Annotated in this window: 15 protein-coding genes and 1 tRNA gene; 11 read left to right on the forward strand and 5 right to left on the reverse strand. The window is 60.3% G+C overall.

Annotation, left to right across the window (positions count from 1 at the left end; genetic code table 11):
* On the forward strand, positions 1–645 hold the full coding sequence (locus Q4D83_RS02800) for a TetR/AcrR family transcriptional regulator (protein WP_303172747.1): 645 nt from the start codon (positions 1–3) through the stop codon (positions 643–645).
* Positions 646–706: 61 nt separating this feature from the next.
* Positions 707–1,276 (forward strand): isochorismatase family protein, encoded by a 570-nt coding sequence (locus tag Q4D83_RS02805; protein WP_303172749.1) that lies wholly within the window; start codon positions 707–709, stop codon positions 1,274–1,276.
* Here the strand turns inward: Q4D83_RS02805 and Q4D83_RS02810 are convergent.
* Positions 1,225–1,650, reverse strand: coding sequence for a holo-ACP synthase (locus Q4D83_RS02810; protein ID WP_303172752.1), 426 nt, complete (start codon positions 1,648–1,650; stop codon positions 1,225–1,227). The two genes, Q4D83_RS02805 and Q4D83_RS02810, sit on opposite strands and share 52 nt — an antisense overlap.
* Before the next feature lie 594 nt (positions 1,651–2,244).
* On the opposite strand from Q4D83_RS02810, the gene Q4D83_RS02815 reads away from it, so the two are divergent.
* The 4 genes from Q4D83_RS02815 (at position 2,245) to Q4D83_RS02830 (ending at position 6,420) form a co-directional block, all read left to right on the forward strand.
* Complete coding sequence (locus Q4D83_RS02815; RefSeq protein ID WP_303172754.1) at positions 2,245–3,153, forward strand: PIG-L deacetylase family protein; 909 nt, start codon at positions 2,245–2,247, stop codon at positions 3,151–3,153.
* Positions 3,150–3,983 (forward strand): ATP-grasp domain-containing protein, encoded by an 834-nt coding sequence (locus Q4D83_RS02820; protein ID WP_303172756.1) that lies wholly within the window; start codon positions 3,150–3,152, stop codon positions 3,981–3,983. Before Q4D83_RS02815 ends, Q4D83_RS02820 begins: the two co-directional genes overlap by 4 nt.
* Before the next feature lie 8 nt (positions 3,984–3,991).
* Entirely contained in the window at positions 3,992–5,323 is a 1,332-nt protein-coding gene (locus tag Q4D83_RS02825) for a glycosyltransferase family 2 protein (RefSeq protein WP_303172757.1), read from the forward strand.
* Positions 5,324–5,394: 71 nt separating this feature from the next.
* Complete coding sequence (locus Q4D83_RS02830; RefSeq protein ID WP_303172758.1) at positions 5,395–6,420, forward strand: hypothetical protein; 1,026 nt, start codon at positions 5,395–5,397, stop codon at positions 6,418–6,420.
* Here the strand turns inward: Q4D83_RS02830 and Q4D83_RS02835 are convergent.
* From Q4D83_RS02835 to Q4D83_RS02845, 3 genes are all read right to left on the reverse strand, one after another.
* Entirely contained in the window at positions 6,417–15,299 is an 8,883-nt protein-coding gene (locus Q4D83_RS02835; RefSeq protein WP_303172878.1) for a type I polyketide synthase, read from the reverse strand. The two genes, Q4D83_RS02830 and Q4D83_RS02835, sit on opposite strands and share 4 nt — an antisense overlap.
* Positions 15,300–15,803: 504 nt before the next feature.
* Complete coding sequence (locus Q4D83_RS02840; protein WP_303172759.1) at positions 15,804–17,108, reverse strand: HNH endonuclease signature motif containing protein; 1,305 nt, start codon at positions 17,106–17,108, stop codon at positions 15,804–15,806.
* A gap of 597 nt (positions 17,109–17,705) precedes the next feature.
* Positions 17,706–17,787 (reverse strand) — tRNA-Leu (locus Q4D83_RS02845).
* 342 nt (positions 17,788–18,129) lie between these two features.
* Here Q4D83_RS02845 and Q4D83_RS02850 point away from each other — a divergent pair.
* The 5 genes from Q4D83_RS02850 to Q4D83_RS02870 all read left to right on the forward strand — a co-directional run bounded on the left by Q4D83_RS02850 (position 18,130) and on the right by Q4D83_RS02870 (position 21,243).
* Positions 18,130–18,540 (forward strand): hypothetical protein, encoded by a 411-nt coding sequence (locus tag Q4D83_RS02850; protein ID WP_303172880.1) that lies wholly within the window; start codon positions 18,130–18,132, stop codon positions 18,538–18,540.
* Positions 18,541–18,542: 2 nt separating this feature from the next.
* Positions 18,543–18,884, forward strand: coding sequence for a DUF3817 domain-containing protein (locus tag Q4D83_RS02855; RefSeq protein WP_303172881.1), 342 nt, complete (start codon positions 18,543–18,545; stop codon positions 18,882–18,884).
* A gap of 219 nt (positions 18,885–19,103) precedes the next feature.
* On the forward strand, positions 19,104–19,307 hold the full coding sequence (locus Q4D83_RS02860) for a helix-turn-helix transcriptional regulator (protein WP_303172760.1): 204 nt from the start codon (positions 19,104–19,106) through the stop codon (positions 19,305–19,307).
* Positions 19,308–19,326: 19 nt separating this feature from the next.
* On the forward strand, positions 19,327–20,304 hold the full coding sequence (locus Q4D83_RS02865; RefSeq protein WP_303172761.1) for a S41 family peptidase: 978 nt from the start codon (positions 19,327–19,329) through the stop codon (positions 20,302–20,304).
* Between the two features lie 9 nt (positions 20,305–20,313).
* A complete protein-coding gene (locus Q4D83_RS02870; RefSeq protein ID WP_303172763.1) occupies positions 20,314–21,243 on the forward strand; it encodes a S41 family peptidase in 930 nt (309 codons plus the stop codon).
* Here Q4D83_RS02870 and Q4D83_RS02875 read toward each other — a convergent pair.
* On the reverse strand, positions 21,229–21,921 hold the full coding sequence (locus tag Q4D83_RS02875) for a non-canonical purine NTP pyrophosphatase (protein ID WP_303172764.1): 693 nt from the start codon (positions 21,919–21,921) through the stop codon (positions 21,229–21,231). The two genes, Q4D83_RS02870 and Q4D83_RS02875, sit on opposite strands and share 15 nt — an antisense overlap.

The raw sequence follows: 21,921 nt of genomic DNA on the forward strand, positions 1-21,921 counted from the left end.
ATGACGGATCCGATGGAGGGTTCTGAAATCCTCGTCCCCAGGAAACGCCCCGCGCAGCAGCGGAGCCGCGAGAAGTACTCGCGGATTCTGGCGGCCGCTCGCGGGGTGTTAGTGGACGTTGGTTTCGAATCTTTTACCTTCGATGAGGTGGCCCGGCGGGCGGGCGTTCCCATTGGCACCTTGTACCAGTACTTTGCCAATAAGTATGTGATGATTTGCGAGTTGGATCGTCAAGATACCGCGGGCGTCGTCTCCGAGCTGGCCAAGTTTTCCACCCGGGTGCCGGCGTTGCAGTGGCCGGACTTCCTAGACGAGTTTATTGATCACTTGGCGTCGCTGTGGCACGACGACCCTTCGCGCCGGGCGGTGTGGCATGCTGTGCAATCCACGCCGGCGACGCGCGCGACAGCTGCGGCGACCGAACAAGAGGTCTTAGAAATCATAGCGAAAGTGATGCGCCCGCTGGCTACCACGGCTTCGGACGCGGAGCGGTTCGCCTTGGCGGGGATCATGGTGCATACGGTGTCTTCCCTGCTGAACTACGCTGTGCGGGACCATCAACTCAACGAGCCTCGTTTCCGAACAACTGTGGCAGAAATCAAACGTATGATCCTGGCTTATTTGTTTGCTGTGGCAACTATGTAGCCTTGCTATGAGTTTCCGGCAAGCCTGTTGCCTCTCCCTCATCCGGGTTAGACTGTGCCACATGAAGGCACTCGTGATTGTTGATGTCCAGAACGATTTCTGCCCTGGGGGTTCCCTCGCCACCATCAACGGTTCCGCGGTAGCACTCGGAATCACCGAACACATTCGCGCTGATCAAGGGCGCTATTCTCACATCATTGCCACGAAGGATTGGCACGTTTCCCCGGCGGGACACTTCTCCCCCCACCCCGATTTTGTTGACACTTGGCCGGTACACTGCGTCGCGGATTCGCCCGGGTCCGATTTCCACAAAAACCTCGATGCGGACCTGATCGACGCAGTGTTCCTCAAGGGCGAACACAGTGCAGCCTATTCCGGTTTTGACGGGCACCTGACCGGTAGTTCGCTCGGACTTGCGGATTGGTTGCGGGATCATGAGATCACGGAATTGACCATCGTTGGCATCGCCACCGACTTCTGCGTGAAAGCCACGGCACTCGACGGCGTGCGGGAAGGCTTCCAGGTGGAGGTGCTCAGCGACCTCACCGCGGCCGTCGGAGACCCGCAGCCAGCGCTCGATCAAATGCGGGAGGCCGGCGTGCGGATCAACAAAACATTAGCGGCAGCGTAATCGCCATCGTGGCTGATGCTTAAGCTCGATTGCACGTGCCCGAGGCTGTCTGCCACGGCGCGTGCAATTTCCCCGTTCAAATGGATGGCCACGCGCTGGTAGGCGTCCGCCCGCACTTCAATCTCTGACCACGTCACCGCTTCCTGCGCAAGCACGGGGGGTTTTCCGTAGCACGCCTGCGACCAGGCTTTGATAAATGCCTCTTTCGCAGCCCACCTGCCAGCAAGGTGTTCGGCGCGCCTGCGCCCGGTGTATTTCTTGGCACGACGCAACTCGGCGGCACTGAACACGGCAGCGAACTTACTGCCTGGCTGCGCCAACTGCTCCGCGAAGCCCGGAATGTGCACGAGGTCCGTGCCAAGGGTGATGTCCATGAGCCCAGATGGTACCGTCATCCCATTCTCAGCGTTTGCCCCCTGCAATTGGGTCACCCGAATTGGTGGTTCAATGCTGGCATCATCCCCTATGCGTTCTCATGGCAGCACATTCAAGCTCGGACTATTTCTATATTTTCGCACCCTTGTGCACGCGCCCCATTCAAAACTTAAATCCCGTATCAAAAATAACAAAAATACTGGGCGGCTTTTCCTCCGCTTCCACATCCCGGCAGGTCAGCCAGTTTGTTAGCTACCTGAGCTGCACTCATGCGCAAACATCGGTCAACCTCGAAAATTGTTACACAATGTTTTCAACAAATGTTATATACGGTTACGCTTGTCAACGCCCCGTAGCCATCACGCTACCGCCAGAAAACTGTTCATTAAATTTCCCTCATGTTATGCGACGTACACTGGCGGAAGCCTTGGCATGTGATAATGTCTTTCTCGCAATTTACTAAATAAATTTGCAAAAGAAAGCGGAGCGGAGCACATGCGGTATCTGAGTTGCAATCCCCCAGTACGGCATCCTGTAGCCCCAGCTCCGCCTTGCAGTGTTCACTACCTACCCGAACCGAAAGAATCCTAGGTATGTACGGGCACGTCCTCGGCATTTGCGTCGCGATCGCACTCACGGCGTATCTCACTCAACCTCGACAAGCGCAGTGGTTTCACCGCAACTTTCGCAACGGGCGAAGCATCCATCGAACCTTTATCAGCATCGGCGTCGCCGTGTGCGCCGCGCAAGCTATCTTGATCGCATTCCGGAATCACCAAATGATCGCCGGTATGATGCATATCGCCATTTGCGCTTGCCTCGGGTACCTCATTTTCCTTATCGCGCAACAGAAAATACGTTCCATTCAGGTAGTGCAGCCGATGCGCATCCTCGCCATCGGCGCCCACCCCGATGATTTAGAAATCGCCTGTGGCGGCACGATTGCGAAACTCGCAGACGCGGGGCATATTGTGCACGCCATTGTCATGTGTAACGGCAAAAACGGCGGCGATGCATCCGTGCGCCCTACCGAGGCACGCAACGGAGCAATATTTATGGGCATCTCCCAGATTGATGTCCACGATTTCACCGATACCGAACTCTCCAAGCACGAAGTAGACCTCGTGCAAACCATTGAGCGCAAGATAAATAGCTTCGAGCCAAACGTCATTCTCACGCATTCCTGCAATGATCAGCACCAGGACCATCTAGCGGTCCACGTTGCCACCCTGCGAGCAGCTCGGCGGCACCCATCGGTGTTGTGTTATGAAAGCCCCTCCACCACCCGCGACTTTAATCCTTCCTTCTTCGTTGATCTGAGCGACTACGTCAACGTTAAGGTGCACGCGGTGGAGCAGCACAAAGACCAACTCAACAAACCCTATATGCGGTCGGACCAGATCCGAGGAATCGCCGCATTTCGGGGTTCCCAAGCCAAGATGCAATTTGCGGAAGCGTTTGAAGTGGTCCGCCTTGTCGATTCCTCGCTGGAAGGCATATGATGCGTTTTCTTATTACAGGCATTGGCGGCCCCGCCGGTATCGCGCTAGCAAACCAGTTGGTTCCCCTTGGCCATGAGGTGTGCGGCGTCGATGTCGCTGCTATTGATAACCCCAAGTTGACCTCGTTTGACACGGTGCCGGACGCAACCGATCCGAAGATGATCGACTCACTAGTGGAGTTACTCACCACCCACGACATCGACGTGGTGATTCCTACGGTGGCGGATGAGCTCGCAGTGGTCTCCGCGAATAAGGACCGCTTCGGTGACACCCCGGTAATCATTGGCGACCAAGAACCCGTGACCTACGCGCACGACAAGTACTTCACCATGCAGCAACTGCATACACACCACGTGCCGGTACCGCGTTTCGCGCTGCCAAGCGATTTTGCCTCTTTAGCCACGGCGCTGGAGGCTTTCGGCGGCACCTTTGTGTTGAAACCGCGCGTGGGCCGCGGGGGCCGCGGCTTCCAGGTAGTCACGGCCGAAACAGAACTCGATTGGTCCACCGTGGATGATTCCATGATCATTCAGGAGTTCGCCCCCGGCGCAGAGTACTGCCCAAACGTTTATGCGAAAACTTCGGAGGATTCGGTGGTGGTTGTGCTGGAAAAGCACGACCCCACCAGCATCACCCGCGCCGACGCGCCCGAGGTTGCGGAGGTGGCGCGCCAGGCGGTGGCCGCCATGGGGCTGACCGGCCCGGTGGACATCGATATCCGATTCACCACCGCCAACACTCCCGTGGTCCTGGAGGTCAACGCGCGGTTCGGCGCCAATAGCGAGCAGGCCCCCGAAATTTTGCGCAACGTGCTTGCGGAACTCACCTAGGAGCCATCGTGGCTATCGACGCCCTCGCAACGGTGGTGTACACCATCGGCTACATCATCCTGATCTGCGGACTAGTCAAACTCACGTTCGTCCCCTTGTCGGCGATATACGAAATCCGCACCACGTTTCACCACAAACGCAAACACTGGTCGTTGGTGGAGCTCAATCCCTTGGTCAGCGTGATCGTCCCCGGCTACAACGAGGAAAACGTGCTGGAAAACTGTGTGCTGTCCATTTTGAAAAGCACCTACCAGCGCATTGAGATCATTCTGGTGGATGACGGATCCACCGACCGCACGCCCGAAATTATGGCGGGCCTGGCGCAGCGCTATCCGAACGTGCGGTGGTTTCGGCAACGCAACCAGGGCAAGGGTGCGGCATTGAACTACGGCATTGCCGAGTCCCAAGGTGACGTGTTGATGTTTGTGGATTCGGATGGTTTGTTTTCCCCCGATACAGTGCATCACATGCTGCGCGGCTTTAATTCCCGCAGCGTGGGCGCGGTGTGTGGCGACGATCGCCCGGTGAACCTCGACCGCGTGCTCACCAAGCTGTTGGCGCTGATCAGCCACGTGGGTACCGGCATGGTGCGCCGCGCCCTTACGATGCTGCACTGCATGCCAATCGTGTCCGGCAATGTCGGCGCCTTCCGCCGCGAAGTGTTAGAAAAAACGGGCTATTTCGACACAGCCACCGTCGGCGAAGATTTGGAATTAACGTGGCGAGTGCACAAACACGGCTTCAAGGTGAACTTCGTGCCCGACGCCCTCGTGTACGCCGAATCCCCGTCCACGATCCGCGGCTTGTGGAAGCAGCGCGTCCGCTGGGCCCGCGGCTTGCTGCAAACCACGTGGATGCACCGCCAGATGGTGGGCAATCTGCGCTACGGCATGTTCGGCTGCTACCTGCTGTTTAATACCATCACCATGATCGTGATTCCGGTGTTGCAGGTCATCGCGCCGTTCCTCATCGTTCCGCTGGCGTTTACGGAGAGAAACCCCCTCCCCCACGGCGTTTTGGAATTCTTGGCGTGGCTGGGGCTGATTATCTCCGTGATCCTCGTGATTTATGCGACGGCGCTGAACCGTTCCTTGACCGATTTACGCTTCGCATGGACACTCGTATTGTGGCCGATCTATTCCACGCTTGTGGGGCTAACGATGGTCCACGCGCTGCTCTTGGAGGCCCGCCGCGCGCCGAACCGCTGGAACAAGCTCGAACGCACGGGCGTCATTAGCATCGCCGCGCTTCACGACGCCCCGCGCACCATCCCCGCGATCACCGCCACCCCCGTCCCCCAGTCCAACCCGCATCTAGCATCCGCGCACTCGGAGGTGTAATGCTGAGCCGAAGGCAGTTTCTCGTCGCGTCTTCCGCCGCGCTCGCAGCGACCATGTTTGGAGGTTGTTCCGTGCGAACTCCCCTACCCGCAACCCGTTCCATTAACTTCGGATTCGAAGACGTGGTCACTTCCAAACCAAATTGGAAAACCCACACCGAGCGCCTCAAGAAAGCGAACGCGAACGCCGTCAGTATCGCCGTGGGCCGCCCAGACTGGGTGGCTTTTCCATGGGAGGCCTACCCCGACATCCAGGCGGACCTCGTTCGAGAAACCGAACGAGATTTTGTGGCGGAAGCCCTGCGGGAACTGCGCAAAGCCTATCCTGACGGTTTCGAACTGACCCTCACCGTTGACGCATTGCTTCCCGGCTGGATCGGCGAAGACAAAGACCTTGCAGGCATTTCCGCTGGCGGGAAACACTCCGAGAGCTTTGCCTCCGTATCCGCGCTTACCGACGGCGCGGTAGCCGACCGACTCATCGAACTTGCGGTGGAACTTCGCGAGCGCTACGAGCCTCAACGTATCGCCTTTACCGAGCTCATGTTCGACGGCTCGACGTTCGGCGAGGATGACCTAGACCACTACAAGTCCTTCGCCAAAGCCAAGGACTGGCCGCGCACTTCCAACGGCAAGATTGATGAATCCCACGATTCCATCTACCGTTGGCGCTCCAAATCGCTGGCCAAACTACTCGGCACGATCAAGGACGAAGTCGGAGACACCAAAGTAGACATCGATGTCCGCGCCCCGTGGCAGGATCCCACCGGCGACCGCGCCGAATCGGGCCACGATTACGACACGCTTTTAGACTCCGCGGATCGAATCGTTGTGTGGAATTACTTTGCCATGAACGATGTGTCCCCCAAGTATGGCGGCAAGATTGCCAAGGCCTTACAAGCCTCCCACCCCGACCGCTACACCATGTCAAGCGGACTCTGGGGCGAGGGCGACGACGTGGTGAGCCCCCAAGACTTGGCCGCCAGCCTGCGCGCAGTCGCGCAAGCCGGGGCCGAATCCGTCTCCGTCTCACCAGCCAGTTCTATGACTGCGGAGCATTGGGATGCCCTAGCTGAGCTCTGGCATCCTGACGCTTAAAACTCGTCGCTGGTACGGAGCACGCCGTCGATAAGGCGGGCATCCACATCGAGCAGAATCGCAGCCTCGCGTTCCTTCGCCGCGGCCCCACTGCCGCCCAAATTGCGGTCCACGGGGCGCTCAAACAACGCCGCACCACCGTGCATGGCGCGAACAATCCGCTGGTAGCCAGCCTGTTCACGTGCGGTGGCCGCCGCAATCCACTCCGCGACGGCGGCGGCGCCACGCTCCTGACGCAACGCCTCCACGAACGCGCCCGGGTGCACCACGCCAACGATGGCGGAGACGTGGCCGAAGCCCAGCGACGTCACCAAACCTGCCTTGGCGCTCAACGACAGCGGCTTGCGCAACCACACCAACCGCTGATGACGCGCCAGTGCGGGATCCACACAATCGAGCGAGCGGTTCGCCGGCAGCAAGCCGGAACGCAACACCTGTGTCAGCCCAATGATCTGGAAGGCCGCCGCGCCACCCTTCGCATGCCCGGTGAGGGTCTTCTGCGAAATCACAAACAGCGGGTTACCCGCGGCGCGGCCCATGGCAGTGGCCAACCGCTCGTGCAGGTCGGACTCGTTGGGGTCGTTGGCTTCGGTGGAGGTGTCATGCTTGGACAGCACGCTGATCTCATCCACGGACACACCATGTGCCTCCATGGCGCGCGCCAAGCGAGACTTTTGGCCACCTTGGGCGGCACCCAGGGCGCCTAAGCCGGGCGCGGGGATGGAGGTATGCGCGCCGTCGGCAAACGACTCCGCGAACGAAACCACACCCAGCACCGGTAGCCCAAGGTCCGCTGCGAGGGAAGCGCGCGCCAACAAAATGGTGCCGCCACCCGCGGATTCCACGAAGCCAGCGCGGCGGCGATCATTGGCGCGGGAGAAGTAGCGGTGCTCCACGCCCTTGCCCTCCAGCTCCGCCGACGACGCCGTAGCGGCCATGTCGCCGAAGCCAGTGATGCCCTCCACCGACAAGTCGTCCACGCCGCCTGCCACGACGAAATCGGCCTTGCCCAAGCGAATCTTGTCCGTACCTTCTTCCACCGACACCGCGGCAGTGGCGCACGCGGCCACCGGGTGGATCATCTGGCCGTAGCCGCCCACATAGGACTGCATCACGTGGCCCGCCATCACGTTCGGCAGGGCTTCCTGCAGAATGTCGTTCTGGCGCGGCTCCGCAAGCATGCCATCGAGGTACAAGGAGCGCAGGGACGCCATGCCACCCATGCCGGTGCCCTGCGTCGACGACACCCGCGTCGGGTGAATCGAACGCATCAGCTCGGCGGGCGTAAAGCCGGAAGCGAGGAACGCCTCCACCGTGCAGATGATATTCCAGACGGCCACGCGGTCGAGGTTATCCATCATGTCAGCGGGGATGCCGTACACGGAGGGATCGAAACCTTCAGGAATTTGACCGCCGACGAACCGGCTCATGGCCATCCGGCGCGGGACGCGAACCGCGGAACCTGCGTGCCGCACTACAATCCACTCACCCGACTCTTCGTCGAACCAAGCGGACGTGTTTTCGGGTTCCGAATCCACGAACGTGCGGGCGGTAGCCTGATCTGCCACGCTGAAGTGCAAGTCACGGTCGAGGTAGATGGTGGTGAGCTCGGGCGCCAGGTTATCCACCATGCCGAAATCATCGTGGAAGCGGCGCACACCGATACGGCCCATCACTTCATCGTGGAAGCGCTCGTAAATTTCGCCTTCCTCGATCTCCGCGCCGTCCGCGTCGACCCAGCCGTTATCCCAACGAATCAGGCCCATGCTCCACGCGAGCTCCATCACACCGGCGGCGGTGAGATCACCGGTAAGTTCCGCCTCGAAGCGGGTGCGCGCAGAGCCCAGCGGGCCAAGCTCGCCGGCACCCACGATCACCACCATGTCATCAAGCTTCTGCGTGACCTGGTCCGCAAAGTCAACGTCGGAATGCACGATCGGACGATACGGGGTGGGCAAAGCACGCAAGGTGCGCGGCGCCTCCAGCTTCGCATCGCTCGCAGACCGCGCCGCGTTGCGGGCGAGCTCCGCCAAATCCAAATCCGCCTCGCCGAGGCCACCGGTGAAGTCAAGGACCACGGGAGCGTTCGCGGCGTCGCTACGCACCGCCGGCGCGATCTGCGCAACGAGCTTCTCGGCGATTTCCTCCGTGGAGAACGTGGACACGCCGGCGGCCTCCACAGCCTCAACCAACGGATCGTTCCCGCCCATCAGGCCGGTGCCACGCACCCAACCAATGAGCGCATGCACCAGCGAGGTCCGGTCACCCCACACGGGCTCCGCATGCCAACGCGTCACCAGCGCATCCAACGCGGCCTTGGATTCGCCGTACGCGCCGTCGCCGCCGAAGCGACCCCGGTTCGGCGAACCTGGCAGCACCACGTGCAGCCTGCGGCCCACCTGGGTATCCACACCCAACTCGGACAGGCCAGCGATCAAGCGCTCCACCGACCACAGCAGCAGCCGCATCTCATTTTCCGCCCGCGGGCCAGCATCCGCCAGCGAACCAGTCACGCGCGGCGCGGCGAACGGGAACAGCACAGTGGGCACCAATGCCGGCTTCAGCAGCTTCTTCTCACCATTCACAGTGGCGGTCTGCTCCGTGCCGATCCACTCGATCACGGAATCCAAATCCGTGTACGAGTTCAGGTTCGCGGGCGCCACCCACAACGCGGCCTGGCCGCGAGCATACGTGCGGTACAGGTCCTTATAGAACGACAACCGCTGGTGATTCAGCGACGAGGTAGTCACCACCACCGTCGCCCCGCCGTGCAACAATTCCGCGGTAATCGCCGCGGCGATCGAATTCGGCGAAGCACCGGTGACCACGGCAATCTCATTGGCGTGGTCCAAGCCCTCGGTGGAACGCGCCTGTGCAGCATGCTCATCCAGGCCCCAATACTCGGCTTGCAAGGCTACAGCCTCACCGGCGCCGGTGACATCCACCACCACGTCCTCGCCGAGGGCAACGCGCGCAAGGTCTTCGCGGGCGGAAGCCCACCGGTCATCCAGCAGGACGGTCTTGTTGGCATCGAAGCTCTGGCTGACCATGCGCGGCCAATCCGAACCCAACTCACGAGACACCAACTCGAACAAAGCGGCGTCCGCTTCCTCGCCGGACAAGTCCGCGGTCTTCGGGGTGTGATCCAAACCAAGCTGCGCCAGAATCGTGCGCGCCGTAGCCGCCAGCACACCAGCCTTACCGGTGACCTGCTCCGCGAACTCACCCAGCGCGGCGGAGTCCACCACGCCGCCACCACCACCGCCAGCGGACGGCAAGGCGACGGTCACGCCGTGCTCGGAAGCGACTTGGGCCACTGCGGCGTCGATAAGCGCATCAATATCGCCGGCAGGAAGGGTGGCGAGTTCGCCGCCACGCAAGGAAGCGCCCTCGCGCGCGCCCATCACCACCGCGGCGGTGACATGGTCCGCCCAACCCGCCCCAAGCTGCCACGTACCCGTGACGCGCTCCGCGATGTAGCTGGTCTTCTTGCCCGTCGGGCCGAGGATCCGGCGCAAGGAATCCGCAACCGCGTCGCCCAGCACCGGGCCAAAAGCGGAATACCCCTTCGCCATGCGGCCGACCGTCGCATACAGATCATTGAGCTCCGCGTCCGCGGCGCCATCGATCGCACCCAAGCCGAATTCCACACCGAGGTCCAGCAACAGCTGGTTACGGCGCGAGCTCACGCCCTCGACCAAAGTCTCGATCGAATCGGTTGCACCCATCTGATCCGGGCGAACCTTGGTCCACAATGCGATGAGCATCGCGGTGGCGTCAGCGGGCGTAAAGGCAATGTCGTCAGGGCGCGGGCCAGCGGCCGCCGGAGCGGGCGCAAACGTAGCCTCCGTGCTCTGCTCCGCCTGGTTCTGCTCCACCGGAGTCTCCTCGGCGGGGGCTTCCTCGGCGGGCACCTCGCGGGTGACTTCATCGGTGGCAAACACGATGGCGCGCTCGCGCTCCACGTTGAGCACCTCAACATCCGCGTCACGATACTGCGGCAGACGCAAGGTCTGGCCCATCATGTTCGCAATCGTCGGCGACGAACCAACGCCCACCTCAACGAAGCGTTCCACGCCAAGTTCAGTCAACGCCAAGTGCTGCGTTTCAATCCACCGCACCGGGGACGCAAACTGCCAAGCCAACAGCTCGATCAACACTGTGCGGGCGAGGGTTTGCTCCGCAAAATCCTCAAAGTTGTCCAGGATGTCTGCAATGTAGGGCGAATCCACAACCTCCGCGATGGACTCTACGAACTCGCGAGTGAGCTCGAACGGGCGTGCCACCAGGTTAGGAATGTAGCGCCCCACAAGGACCTCAAGGTCCACCGTCTGCGGCAACAGCGAATCCAAGTGCTGGCGGAAATCGTCCACACCGTCGCGCAGCACCGAAGAGTGGAACGGCACATCAATGCCGGGGATCATGATGAAGGCACGCTGCCCTGGGCCGGCCTTCTCCGCGGCTTCCTCAAGGGCGCGCAAGCCGGCGACGGTGCCCGCTACGGCGTATTGCAAGCCGGCAAGGTTGTAATTCACAATCTCGAGGAATTCGCCGGACTCCTCCGAAATCTGTGCCACATAATCGAAAACGTTATCGGCGGTGAGGCCCATCTTGTTGGGGCGCAACGCGGCCAACCCGTAGTTGGAGTTACCGTTTGCGTCGCGGTCCACGAGGCGGTGCATGGTCAGGCCACGGCGGTACACAATCTCCACCACAGACTCCAGCGACAGCACCTGGGCGTACGCCGCCAGTGCGTTGTACTCACCCACGGAATGGCCCGCAAACAAGGCGCGCTGATTCAGTGCCGACGCCTTGCGCATCTCCGCCACCTGCGCCACCCCCAGCGTAGCCATGGCTACCTGCGTAAATTGCGTCAAGAAGAGCACGCCGTTGGGGTGATAGAAACGCTCACCTTGCACCACAACCTCTTGCGGGTTGTTGCGCACAATCTCCAGGATGGAGAACCCAAGCTTGCCGCGGGTGTGACGGTCCGCGCGCTCCCACACGTCACGGGCAGCTGCGGAACTTGCCATCGCATCCATGCCCATGCCCTGGGATTGGATGCCCTGTCCGGGGAACGCATAGAAGGTCTTCGGGGCGGCCATCACCGCCGTGGCGGTCAGCACCGGTGCGCCATCAACCGTGGCAGTCACCTCCCGCACTTCGCCACAACCGGGACGGTTATCCACGCCGACGCGTTCGACATTAAATTCGACCTTCGCGCCAGGCAGAATCGGCGACAACATGGTGGCGGTGTATTCCACAACGCGGTGGGTGGAACCCGCGGCAACGAGTTCGCCAATTGCGGAAGTCCACATGCCGTGCACGATCACGCCCGGCAAGCCCGCCAACGCCGCCGCGGTATCAGACACGTGGATCGGGTTGCGGTCGCCCGTGACCACCGCGAAGGGACGCAGGTTCTCCGGCGCCTTCACCTGAACAAACGAGCGGAACGAGTGCGGGGTATTCACCACCGAAGGCAACGCCGAGGTATTCGTACGTGCGGTCGACTTCCCGGTGCGGCCACGGACGGCGAAACGCTCCGTCAACGTCGCCAACGGTTCACCATCGCAAGCGATCCGGCAGCGCACCACCAAAATGCGCCCAATATCGGTATCCAGCACTTCATCCGTGGTAGCGGTAACAATCAGCTCGTTGTCGGTGAACTCCGGCAGCTCCCGCAGCAGCGTGACATGGTGCTCAAGGTGCACCAAGCTCAACATGCCTTCAACGACACGGTGATCCTCCGTACCAGGAATGATGGCATCGTACACAGCAGCGAACACGGCGGGCCAGGCGCGGCCCACCAACACGTCCGGGGCAACGCCACTCGGCGCGACCTCCTGCGGCAGGAAGCCTGCGGTGACGTTGATGTATTTTGCCACGTGAGCGGCGTCGATACGCGTCTTCCACGTTGCGACGCCGTCCGTAACCTCCGCCAGCGTGCCGCCCGCGGCAATGCGCGTCAGTTCCGACATCGCGGCTTCCGCATCCTCGCGAGTCACCTGCGGCACCGCACTCAGCATCTCTGGAACGGTAATTCGGATACGAAGTTCGGCGAGGGTGCCAAAGGCGGTGGACCCAGCCAACGGAACGACCAACTCGGCGTGAGAATCATCCAGCTCAACGAGCGTTGCGCCGCTCGGGTGGGTCGCTTTCTTCCCCTCGATCACCCATGCGGATTCATCGCCAAGGCGCGCAATCAGGGACACCGTATTTCGACCCGCCCACCACGTGCCCGGTGCAGCGATAATGCGTTCGATAACGCTGGGGGCCTCCGCGACGACTGGGCGCAACCGGTCGATGGTTGCCTGGTTGAACCGCGCAAGCAGATCAGCAATCGGCTCATCCACCTCCGTAATCCCCGCAACAGCCGCAGGACCAGGAATAACGCACACTTCGTCGGCTGAGTAGCGGGGGTCATGCGCCTGCCACAGCGAATCGGAACGCCACCAACGGCGCACATCAGAATCGATCACAGGGACAAAGTTGACCGGCTTGCCGGGGGTGCGAGCCAGCTGAAGGAACCACGCAACATCGGCGGGATGCAGCACATCCGTAGCTACGTTCGGGTACGCGGCAACGAGGGAATCCACCACGCCAGCAGCAGGGCCCTGCACCGGAACCTGCGGGGTGAACTGGCCATGGTCAACGTCACTCAACCGCGCCTCGGTACGCTCAACCATTTCTTCGAAGCGACGGCGCCACGAGACGTCCAGCCACTCGCCATCGATCGGGCCGGACAGCTCAAGGTAACGGCGCAACCACTGCTCGTACGTCATGGTTTCCAGGTCACCGAAGTACGGTTTACAGGTGCGGCCAATGGCCTCGATGATCTCGTCGCGGCGAGCCTGAACGGCCTCCTGATCCCCCGCAACCTCGTCCAGAAGGCGCCCCGCCTTGGCAAACGAATTGTCGATCTCATGCAGGTCCGCACCGAGTTGGGAGCGCCCCGAAGCCATGCCATTCTTGGCCATGCCCGCGCCGACCCACTCGTCCGCACCCTGCGTATCCACCAACAGCTGCTTGACGGCGGGCGAAGTCTTCGCTTCCTTCGCCGCCATCGCCGCGGTACCAATCAAAATGCCATCCACGGGCATCGGGCTCAAGCCGTACGCCTCCGCCCACGAACCCGTGAGGTAATCCGCCGCCCGCTCCGGAGTGCCAATGCCGCCGCCCACGCACAGCACCACATTGCTCTGCGCACGAATGCCGGCGTAGGTGGCAATCAGCAACTCATCAAGGTCCTCCCAGGAGTGGTGACCACCGGCCTTACCGCCCTCCACCTGGATGATGATCGGCACGTCCGGCACGTCCTTGGCAATGTCCAACACATTGCGAATGTGCTTGACCGCGCCCGGTTTGAAGCACACCCACGGGAAGCCCTCAGCGCGGAGTTCGCGAATCAGTTCAACAGCCTCATCGTGTTCCGGCATACCGGCGGTAATGACGATGCCGTCAATCGGGGCACCGTTCGCGCGCGCCCGACGCACAAGACGCTTTCCACCCACCTGCATCTTCCACAGGTAGGGGTCGAGGAACATGGAGTTAAACTGGGCATTCACACCCGGTTCGAGCAATTCATCTAATTGCGCAAGATGTTCCTCAAGGATCTCGGGGGTAACTTGGCCGCCGCCAGCGAGCTCCGCCCAGTGGCCAGCGTTCGCCGCCGCCGCAACAATTTCCGGATCCACCGTCGTCGGCGTCATGCCCGCCAACAGCATCGGCGAGCGACCCGTCAACCGCGTAAAGGCAGTTTCCACGTAAGGTTGCGGGCCAGCAATCACGCGCGGGAGGAATTCCGCGTAGTTTACGGGGGCTTCGGGGGCGTGCCCGGCGTCGAAAAGCTTGGCGTGACCGTCTTCGGTGGAAACATCCACAATGCCCACACCACGGCCCGCAAGCACCGTTTCCGTCAGCGTTGCGACGCCGCCCGCTGGGCCAACCTCCAAAATCCAACGCGCCCCGCTATTCGCAGCTTCGTTCGTTTGCGCAACCCAGTCCACGTGATCGACCAAAACCTCTTGGGTCAATGCCCGCGCGACATCCGCATCCAGGCCGCACTGCGCCGCCCACTCCGCAGCTAGGTCGACGGCCGGGGCGAGCGCAGGGTGATGGAACGCAACTTCAACGTTCAATGGAGTAAACGTCGGCGAGAACGGACGACCCCCACGCTTCTTCTCGGTGACCTGCTTCGCGTCACGCTCCGCCAACTCGTTCAGAACGTCGCATACCTTTGCGACTGCGGCGGGGCGGCCAGAAATCACAAAGGTATCGAAGCTATTCCGCAAACCAACCGCAGGGCATTCCGCAACTTCAGTGGAACCGGCGGGGAACAGGGCGTCAATAATATCCACAATCTGCTGGTTAGTAACGCCTTGCACCATGACCATCGGGCGCTTATCGCCGTGCGCGACCAACCCAGCTTCAAGCGCCGCATGCGTGGCGGCAGCGCCAATTAACTCAGCGTAAGCCACAACCTCGGCGGCGCGGGATGGGTCCTTCAGCAGGGAGCGCCCCAAAATTCCTTGCGAGTGTCCGATTACGCTGACGGCATCCTCCGCGTTAAGGCCCTGGGCCTCCAGCGTCATCAAATTGGCAATCTGGGCCACGAAAATGCCAGGCACGCTCACCGCAGCGCGGGCATAATCCAGCGCGGGCTCTTCGAGGGCGGCCCACTCGAGCGGATGGAAACCATGCGGCCGATTCCCCGCAAGATCATCCATGATAGGAGCGATCAACTCTGCGGAGGCGTTGACGATCTGGCGAACGTCGTCGCGCACCCCAGCATCCAGCGACTCCCGCAGCGTACTCATCCAATCGAAACCCTGGCCAGAAAAGCACAGCGCAAAGGGCTCATCCCGCAGGCGGCCAAGCAGGCTTTCCCCGTTGGATTCTGTACGGAAATAACGCTGATGATCAGTCACGATAATACTCGCTCCCTTTGTTGATTCGTTCGAGCACACGGACGTGCCCAAATGTTAGATAAACAAATATGCCACAAAACATGAGGAAGTTGTCATATTTTACTCTTGGGTGGCGGCTGTGCAGCACAGCTTCACTAGAAAAGAAAAGGTCACTGCACCCCTAAAACGGGTACCCCCAGCACGTCTTGTACAGCTTTCCGAGCTTCGTTTAGGCGCGTCTGCGGGGTTACCTCAATTACCCTGACTCCTTCCACGTTTTCGAACACCTGACAGGGATGATCGGGTTCCACTTCTGCGGTAGGGATAATGCCTTCCTCATCCATATATCGATCTAAATGCCGGGAAATGCTCATACCCTTTACCCAACCTGACATGCGCGCCAAGAGCAAGACAGTGGTACCGCCACGCGTCATCCACACCAATACTATCCACCGCACGCGTGTTCGCGCGCGGAGTTTAGAAGGGTGGTTCCAAATCTTCCGCTGCTTGTTTGCGGCGTTCGTTTCTTTGTGTTCGTATTCGTTGGTTCTTTGAATCCCAGGTGTATCCCCAATTTCCGCGCCCATCGTTTTTCGGCGGCGCTATATTATCGTCGTCTTTCGTTTTTCCGGAGTGCCTTGTGGTGATTCCCTCAAGTGTTCCGGATATTCCTGCTAGTGGCCCTTCAGGGACAGTGGTTGCGATCACCTCGTTAGTTTCGGGGTCTCGCCAGGTAACCGCGGCGTCGATACTCATTTCGGAGAACACCCGGCGGTCGGTTTTCATGTTGTGGTGTTCCCGGCACAGGGCTTGCAAATTCGAAACTGTCGTCCAACCACCAGCCTCGAAATTGATTACATGGTCGGTATCGCAGTCCCGCGCATCTACGTCGCAGCCGGGGAAGCGGCAGGTGCCGTCACGCTCCGCCACAACCATGCGCTGCTCGGGCGTCGGGTCGTGCGTATCGCTCGTAATTTGCGCGACGTCCAGCGCATTACAATAGTGCGCGCCAACTGCGGCGATTTCCGCCTGCTGTGCTGGGTTCAACGCGCCAACGCCATGAATATACTCGCCACGCAACGGCACGTCCGGCCGAAAAGAGCCAACGCCAAACAGTACGACTTTCCGGTGCTTTGGGCGCGTTTCGGGATCACCGCAGACAAGTTCCATCAGTGCTTCAACTTTTGAAATTTTGCGCGAGTTCGCGTGAACGGTCACGTGCTGGTCGAACTCTGCCGCAGCAAGTGCGTCCATCTCGGCAGTTATGAGCGCCATACCTGGCTTACTATCGAACGTAACTTCGTAGTGGGGGTTGGGCTGCTCCGCGCGCGCGGTCTCAGTGAGGGCGTCCATCCACACCAACCATTGCTCAATTTTGCGCTGCAAGACACGGGGCGCCGGCAGTGACTGGTTCGGCTGCGTCGCCGTCAGGTAGGTCACGAGCATTTGGTCAAGGCGGCGGAGCACTTCGGTATCATCTTCGCGGGGAACATCTTGCAAACCCCGCTCGATAGCGCACGCAAGTTCAACGCCAATGTGCCCCAGCTTCAGCGCATGAGCACGCAAGCTAGGAAGCTGGCGCGACAGCCGGTAGGCAAACCCCAGCAACAATTCCGCTTTTCGCGCGCCGAGAGAGCCATCATCAATAGCCACTTTTGCCGCATACTTGGCAAGCTCAACATTCGGGAAATCCACGTTTCCTACAAGGCGGATATAATCCCGAAGCTTTGCCTTATTCATAGCGGTGGTGAGGTGACCACTTTGATTATCAAGACGATTCACAGCATAAAAAGCATTCTTAGGATCTGCTGTCACGTGAGCGCTTGCAATCACCGATCATTCACCTCAATTCAACCCGCGGCGATACTACTATTTTATCGCCGTAGCGCACTAACTACCAGCATTGCAAACCCCAAAGGAACATTACGTGCAATTCAATTTACCACCCCCGCCTGACGCTTCTACCAGCGGAAACAACACCGTTAGATTGCGCGACATTAAGTATGCATTTTCAAGCATCCGTAAGCGTCATAGCAATAAATACAGCCATTACAGCATCCCTGAAGCTCACCAGCAGAAGAACATAGAAAAGTTAATAAAAACCTTAGCTAGCACGCTTGAAGTCGTGAAAATAAAATGGGTGACCTTGCACACATTTTGAAGTTCACAAGCGCCATAAAAAATACCCCCAAATGCGCGAACTCCCCCGTAGCGCGTCACTAGCGGAATAAAAACACCCGCTGTTCCCAATTCAGAAATCTAGCATATTTAAACCCCACCAAAACCCACTTCGCCAAAACCCATTTTGCCAAGACTCATTTCACCCACAAACCACCCGCGCCCCACCTGACGCCACCGAAACCAACCCCGAGTTGTTAGTGCGCCCGGGGAGACTTGAACTCCCACGCCCTAAGGCACTGGAACCTAAATCCAGCGCGTCTGCCAATTCCGCCACGGGCGCCTCTTGCTGCATTGTACAGAGTCGCAAGCACGGATCAAATCGAAGCTTTCTCTCAACTCGCCGCACCCACTGCCCATTAGCTTCCTCGATTCAGGCCCACCGCCCATTAGCTTCCTCGATTCAGGCCCACTGCCCATCAACTCGCCGCACCCACCGCCCATCAACTCCCTCAATCCAATTTCGGCGGATTGCTTGCGGAACCCCCGCTGTTTGCCCTCGGCTGATACCCGACAAACGACTCAGCCACGCACCGCCTCCAAGCCCCCGCTGTTTGCCTTCGGCCAATACCCGACGAACAACTCAACCACGCACAGCCTCCAAGCCCCCGCTGTTTGCCCTCGGCTGATACCCTTATGCACTGTGAGCAATATCCGGCCTCGGCGCATTGTACCTTTGGTTTTTTTGACCCTTGCGGTTCTTGCGACGTTTGGCCTCGCTTATTGGCAGTGGACTCGGTTCCAGTCAGGCAGCGGCACCTTTCAGAATCTTGGGTATGCGTTGCAGTGGCCTGCGTTCGGTGCGTTTTTCGTGTACGCGTATCGGAAGTTCAATCAGTACGAGTCTGAGGTGAAGGAGACGGGCGTTTCCCCGGTGGAGCGTGAGCAGCGGGAGGCCGAGCGGCGGGGTGTGGTCACTGAGATCGATGAGTCCGTGTTGCCGCAGCGTCCGACGATGGATATTGAAACATTTAATCGCCTGAATACGCCTACTCGTCGGCGGAGGCGCACCAGCAACGAGATCAACGAGGATTAGTAATTGTGACTGTGAACCCTGACCGCGCCCGCCGCGTCGCCCAGGCTTTGAAGCTTTTTTCGATTGCGGCTTGGGTGACCGGCGTGTGGCTGCTTATTTTGTGCGCCCGGATGGTGTTGCACTATGGCTTCGGCGTGGAGATGCCGGCGTGGGCGAATATTATCGGCCAGCTGCACGGCTTGTTCTACATGTTGTACTTGGTGGCGACCCTCAACCTGGGCACGAAGGCGCGCTGGGAGCCCACGAAGTGGATCACTACCGCACTCGCGGGGACGGTGCCGTTCTTGTCGTTTGTTGTGGAGGCGCGGCGTCGCAAAGAGGTTGTCACCGCTTTCGAGCTCTAGTCTGAACCCGCGTTTCGACGCCCCCACCCGCGCCCGCCGCACCCCCATACAGGGGGTTTCTTTATTGTGTGCGCAATTCGTATCGTTTTTCGAATAACTTTCGCTGGTACTTTTTACTATATAAGCACGTTTATCGGCTTCGTGTTCGCGGTGTCTTTGCGCGCGGTGCGATTGCACTTCCGCCCGCAAGTACCACAAGACCAGAAAGGGCTGAGTGCAATGCCCGAAGTACGCTGCCACCTTGACAAGCTGCTGGCGGAACGAAATCTCACGCTGGCCGCGTTGGCGGACATGGTCGGAGTCACGGTAGTCAACCTATCCATTCTGAAGAATAACCGTGCGAAGGCAGTCCGGTTTTCTACGCTCGTATCGTTGTGCGAAGCGTTGGACTGCCAGCCGGGGGATCTGTTCACAGTGAGGTAACGATAGTGAGGTAACGATCATGCGTGGCAAGAAACTTCTCGGCTGCTTCGGAGGGTTCACCACCCTCGTCGTTCTCGTGGGGCTGCTGCTCGTCTGGATCTACGGCCCGATGCTTGGCGCTGGCACTCTTGGCCGCCCAATTTTCTTGGTCGCCACGCCGCACCGTTACGCCACCTTTGCGTTCGATCTCGCCGAGGCCCAGGGCCTGTACTCAGACAGCGAGGAGTTCCGCACCGCCCGCGCGGAGGCAGAACAGAAACTCCCCGATGCGAATACGTTGGCGGACACCCACCCCATTATCGACGACGTGCTCAAAGCCGCCGGCGGAAAGCACTCACGCGTGCTGCCACCGGAGGAAAACCAGCCGAGCTCGCTGGATAATTCCGCAATGCCCACCGTGAAACGCGACGGCGACATCGTACGCGCCACCGTCCCGGAGTTTTCGCGCGGCCCGATCGCTCAGGAGTACGCGGATACGCTCGCGAACGGACTGGCCAAGGAAGTTCCCGATTCGTGCGGCGTCATCGTCGATCTGCGGGGAAATACTGGCGGCGACATGGGCCCCATGATCGCGGGCCTGAGCTCCTTGCTGCCGGATGGCACCGTGATGAGTTTCAAGGGCAAGGAAATCCAAGATGTTGTGGTGTCGGGTTCGTCGGTTTCGGGCGGTGGTACCCCCATCACGGTGGCGGATAGCGGGAAGTTTTCCGGGCCTGTCGCGGTGTTGACGGATCACCGCACGGCCAGCTCGGGTGAGGCGGCGTTGTTGTCGTTCCGTGGCTTGGATAATGCGAGGTCATTCGGCGAACCTACTGCTGGATATCCCTCGGGCAACATCGTTATTGATATGCCGGACGGGGCGGCGATTTTGCTGACCACGTCCAGTGATGTGGCCCGCACGGGCGAGGAGTTTGCGGAGGATCCGATTGCCCCCGATGTAGACACGGACCAGCCTGTCGAGGAAGCAACCGAATGGTTGAAGCAGAAATGCAGCTAGCCTAGTAGCATGAATCTTCCTCTCATTTTGCTCGCAAGCTTGGGCGCTGTGCATCGCTATGGGCCTTCCATCGGGGCGCGTTATTTGGGCCGCCCGGTGTTTTTGGTCAAGCCTTCGCCGCGCCGGTACTCCGAATTGGCTATCGAATTAGGGATGCGTTACGGCATTTACGCGATGACGATGGCGGCGCACAAGGGGCTGCTTGTTGCGCGCGCGAAGATGCCGCGGACGCATACTATGGCCGACGCCCATGCGCTTTCCGACGCCGTGCTCAAAGCCGCCGGCGGTAAGCATTCCGGCGTCGTGGATTCCGCACCTACCTCAGACGTTGCAGCGTCTCCCAGCGTCCGGCGAGAAGGGAACACAGTGGTGATTACCCTGCCAGGCTTCTCCTCCCCCGAAGCGGCAAACACAACGTCGAAGGGGTTGATTCGCGAGCTGGAGTCAGGTGCGACATCAGTGATCATTGATCTCCGCGATGCCCACGACGGCGAGCTTGCGGAAATGTTGGTGTCGGTGAGCCCGCTGCTGCCGGACGGGGTGGCGTTTTCCTACCGCAACAACAGTAACGAGCTCACGCCGGTGTCACTGTTGTACGGGCAAGTGGACCACGGCGATTACCAGGCGATCATCGACGGCAAACAAAAGTACACCGTGCCCGTCGCCCTCCTCATCGGCCAGGGCACCCGCGGCACGGGTGAAGCGGTCGCACTCGCATTCCGCGGGCTGGTAGATACCCGCACGTTCGGCGCCCCAACATACGGGCTGACCTGCTGGAACGCCGTGTTTCCGATGCCGGATGGCACGAGCCTTGTGCTTACCACGAACTCTATCGTTGCTCGCACCGGTGCGGAATTTTGCGGCGAGCCGATCGATCCGGACGAGCCCACCGACGAGCCCCTAGAAAAAGCTATCGAATGGCTGTCAGTCCACGGATAGCACGCCATTATGCTCGGGGCCTACGCCTTCGCCGCGCTCGTTCGCTTCCGCAGCGAGCTGCACCAGCACCGGAACCAATAGGCCAAGCGCTTTACCGCGGTGGGATAGGGCATCCTTTTCTTCCGGGCTGAGTTCGGCGGAGGTGCGGGGCCGTTCCTCGCTACCGGCCACGCGTTCGTCTTCCTCGGCGGGCACAAACAATGGGTCGTAACCGAATCCATTCTCGCCAACTGGGGTGCGCACGAGACGGCCCGCCCACACGCCTTTTTCCACATACTCCTCGCCGTTGGGGGTGACCACTGCGCACACAGACACGAACGCGGCGTCGCGACGCCCATGCGGAACATCGCTCATCTGAGCCAACAGCAACTCGTTATTGGCGTCGTCATCGCCGTGCTGACCGCACCACCGCGCGGACAGCACCCCTGGCATGCCGCCCAATTCCTCAACCGTCAGTCCGGAATCGTCGGCGATCGTGGTCACGCCGGTTTCCTTCGCCCCGGCGCGCGCCTTAATCAACGCGTTGTCAGCAAATGTACGGCCGTTTTCCACCGGCTCAGGGTAACCCAACAAATCCTCAGAGGACACCAGTTCGATCCCCGCCACGCCCGCGGCATCAAGGACGCGGCGCAGCTCTTGCAATTTCTTAGGGTTGTGCGAAGCAACGTGCAATAACAT

The sequence above is a fragment of the Corynebacterium sp. genome (assembly GCF_030532715.1).
Classification (GTDB): domain Bacteria; phylum Actinomycetota; class Actinomycetes; order Mycobacteriales; family Mycobacteriaceae; genus Corynebacterium.

Coding starts and splice junctions, on each gene's coding strand:
- Q4D83_RS02870 (WP_303172763.1), top strand. CDS start 20,314: ATGAATCTTCCTCTCATTTTGCTCGCAAGCTTGGGCGCTGTGCATCGC.
- Q4D83_RS02860 (WP_303172760.1), top strand. CDS start 19,104: ATGCCCGAAGTACGCTGCCACCTTGACAAGCTGCTGGCGGAACGAAAT.
- Q4D83_RS02810 (WP_303172752.1), bottom strand. CDS start 1,650: ATGGACATCACCCTTGGCACGGACCTCGTGCACATTCCGGGCTTCGCG.
- Q4D83_RS02820 (WP_303172756.1), top strand. CDS start 3,150: ATGATGCGTTTTCTTATTACAGGCATTGGCGGCCCCGCCGGTATCGCG.
- Q4D83_RS02805 (WP_303172749.1), top strand. CDS start 707: ATGAAGGCACTCGTGATTGTTGATGTCCAGAACGATTTCTGCCCTGGG.
- Q4D83_RS02800 (WP_303172747.1), top strand. CDS start 1: ATGACGGATCCGATGGAGGGTTCTGAAATCCTCGTCCCCAGGAAACGC.
- Q4D83_RS02875 (WP_303172764.1), bottom strand. CDS start 21,921: ATGTTATTGCACGTTGCTTCGCACAACCCTAAGAAATTGCAAGAGCTG.
- Q4D83_RS02815 (WP_303172754.1), top strand. CDS start 2,245: ATGTACGGGCACGTCCTCGGCATTTGCGTCGCGATCGCACTCACGGCG.
- Q4D83_RS02865 (WP_303172761.1), top strand. CDS start 19,327: ATGCGTGGCAAGAAACTTCTCGGCTGCTTCGGAGGGTTCACCACCCTC.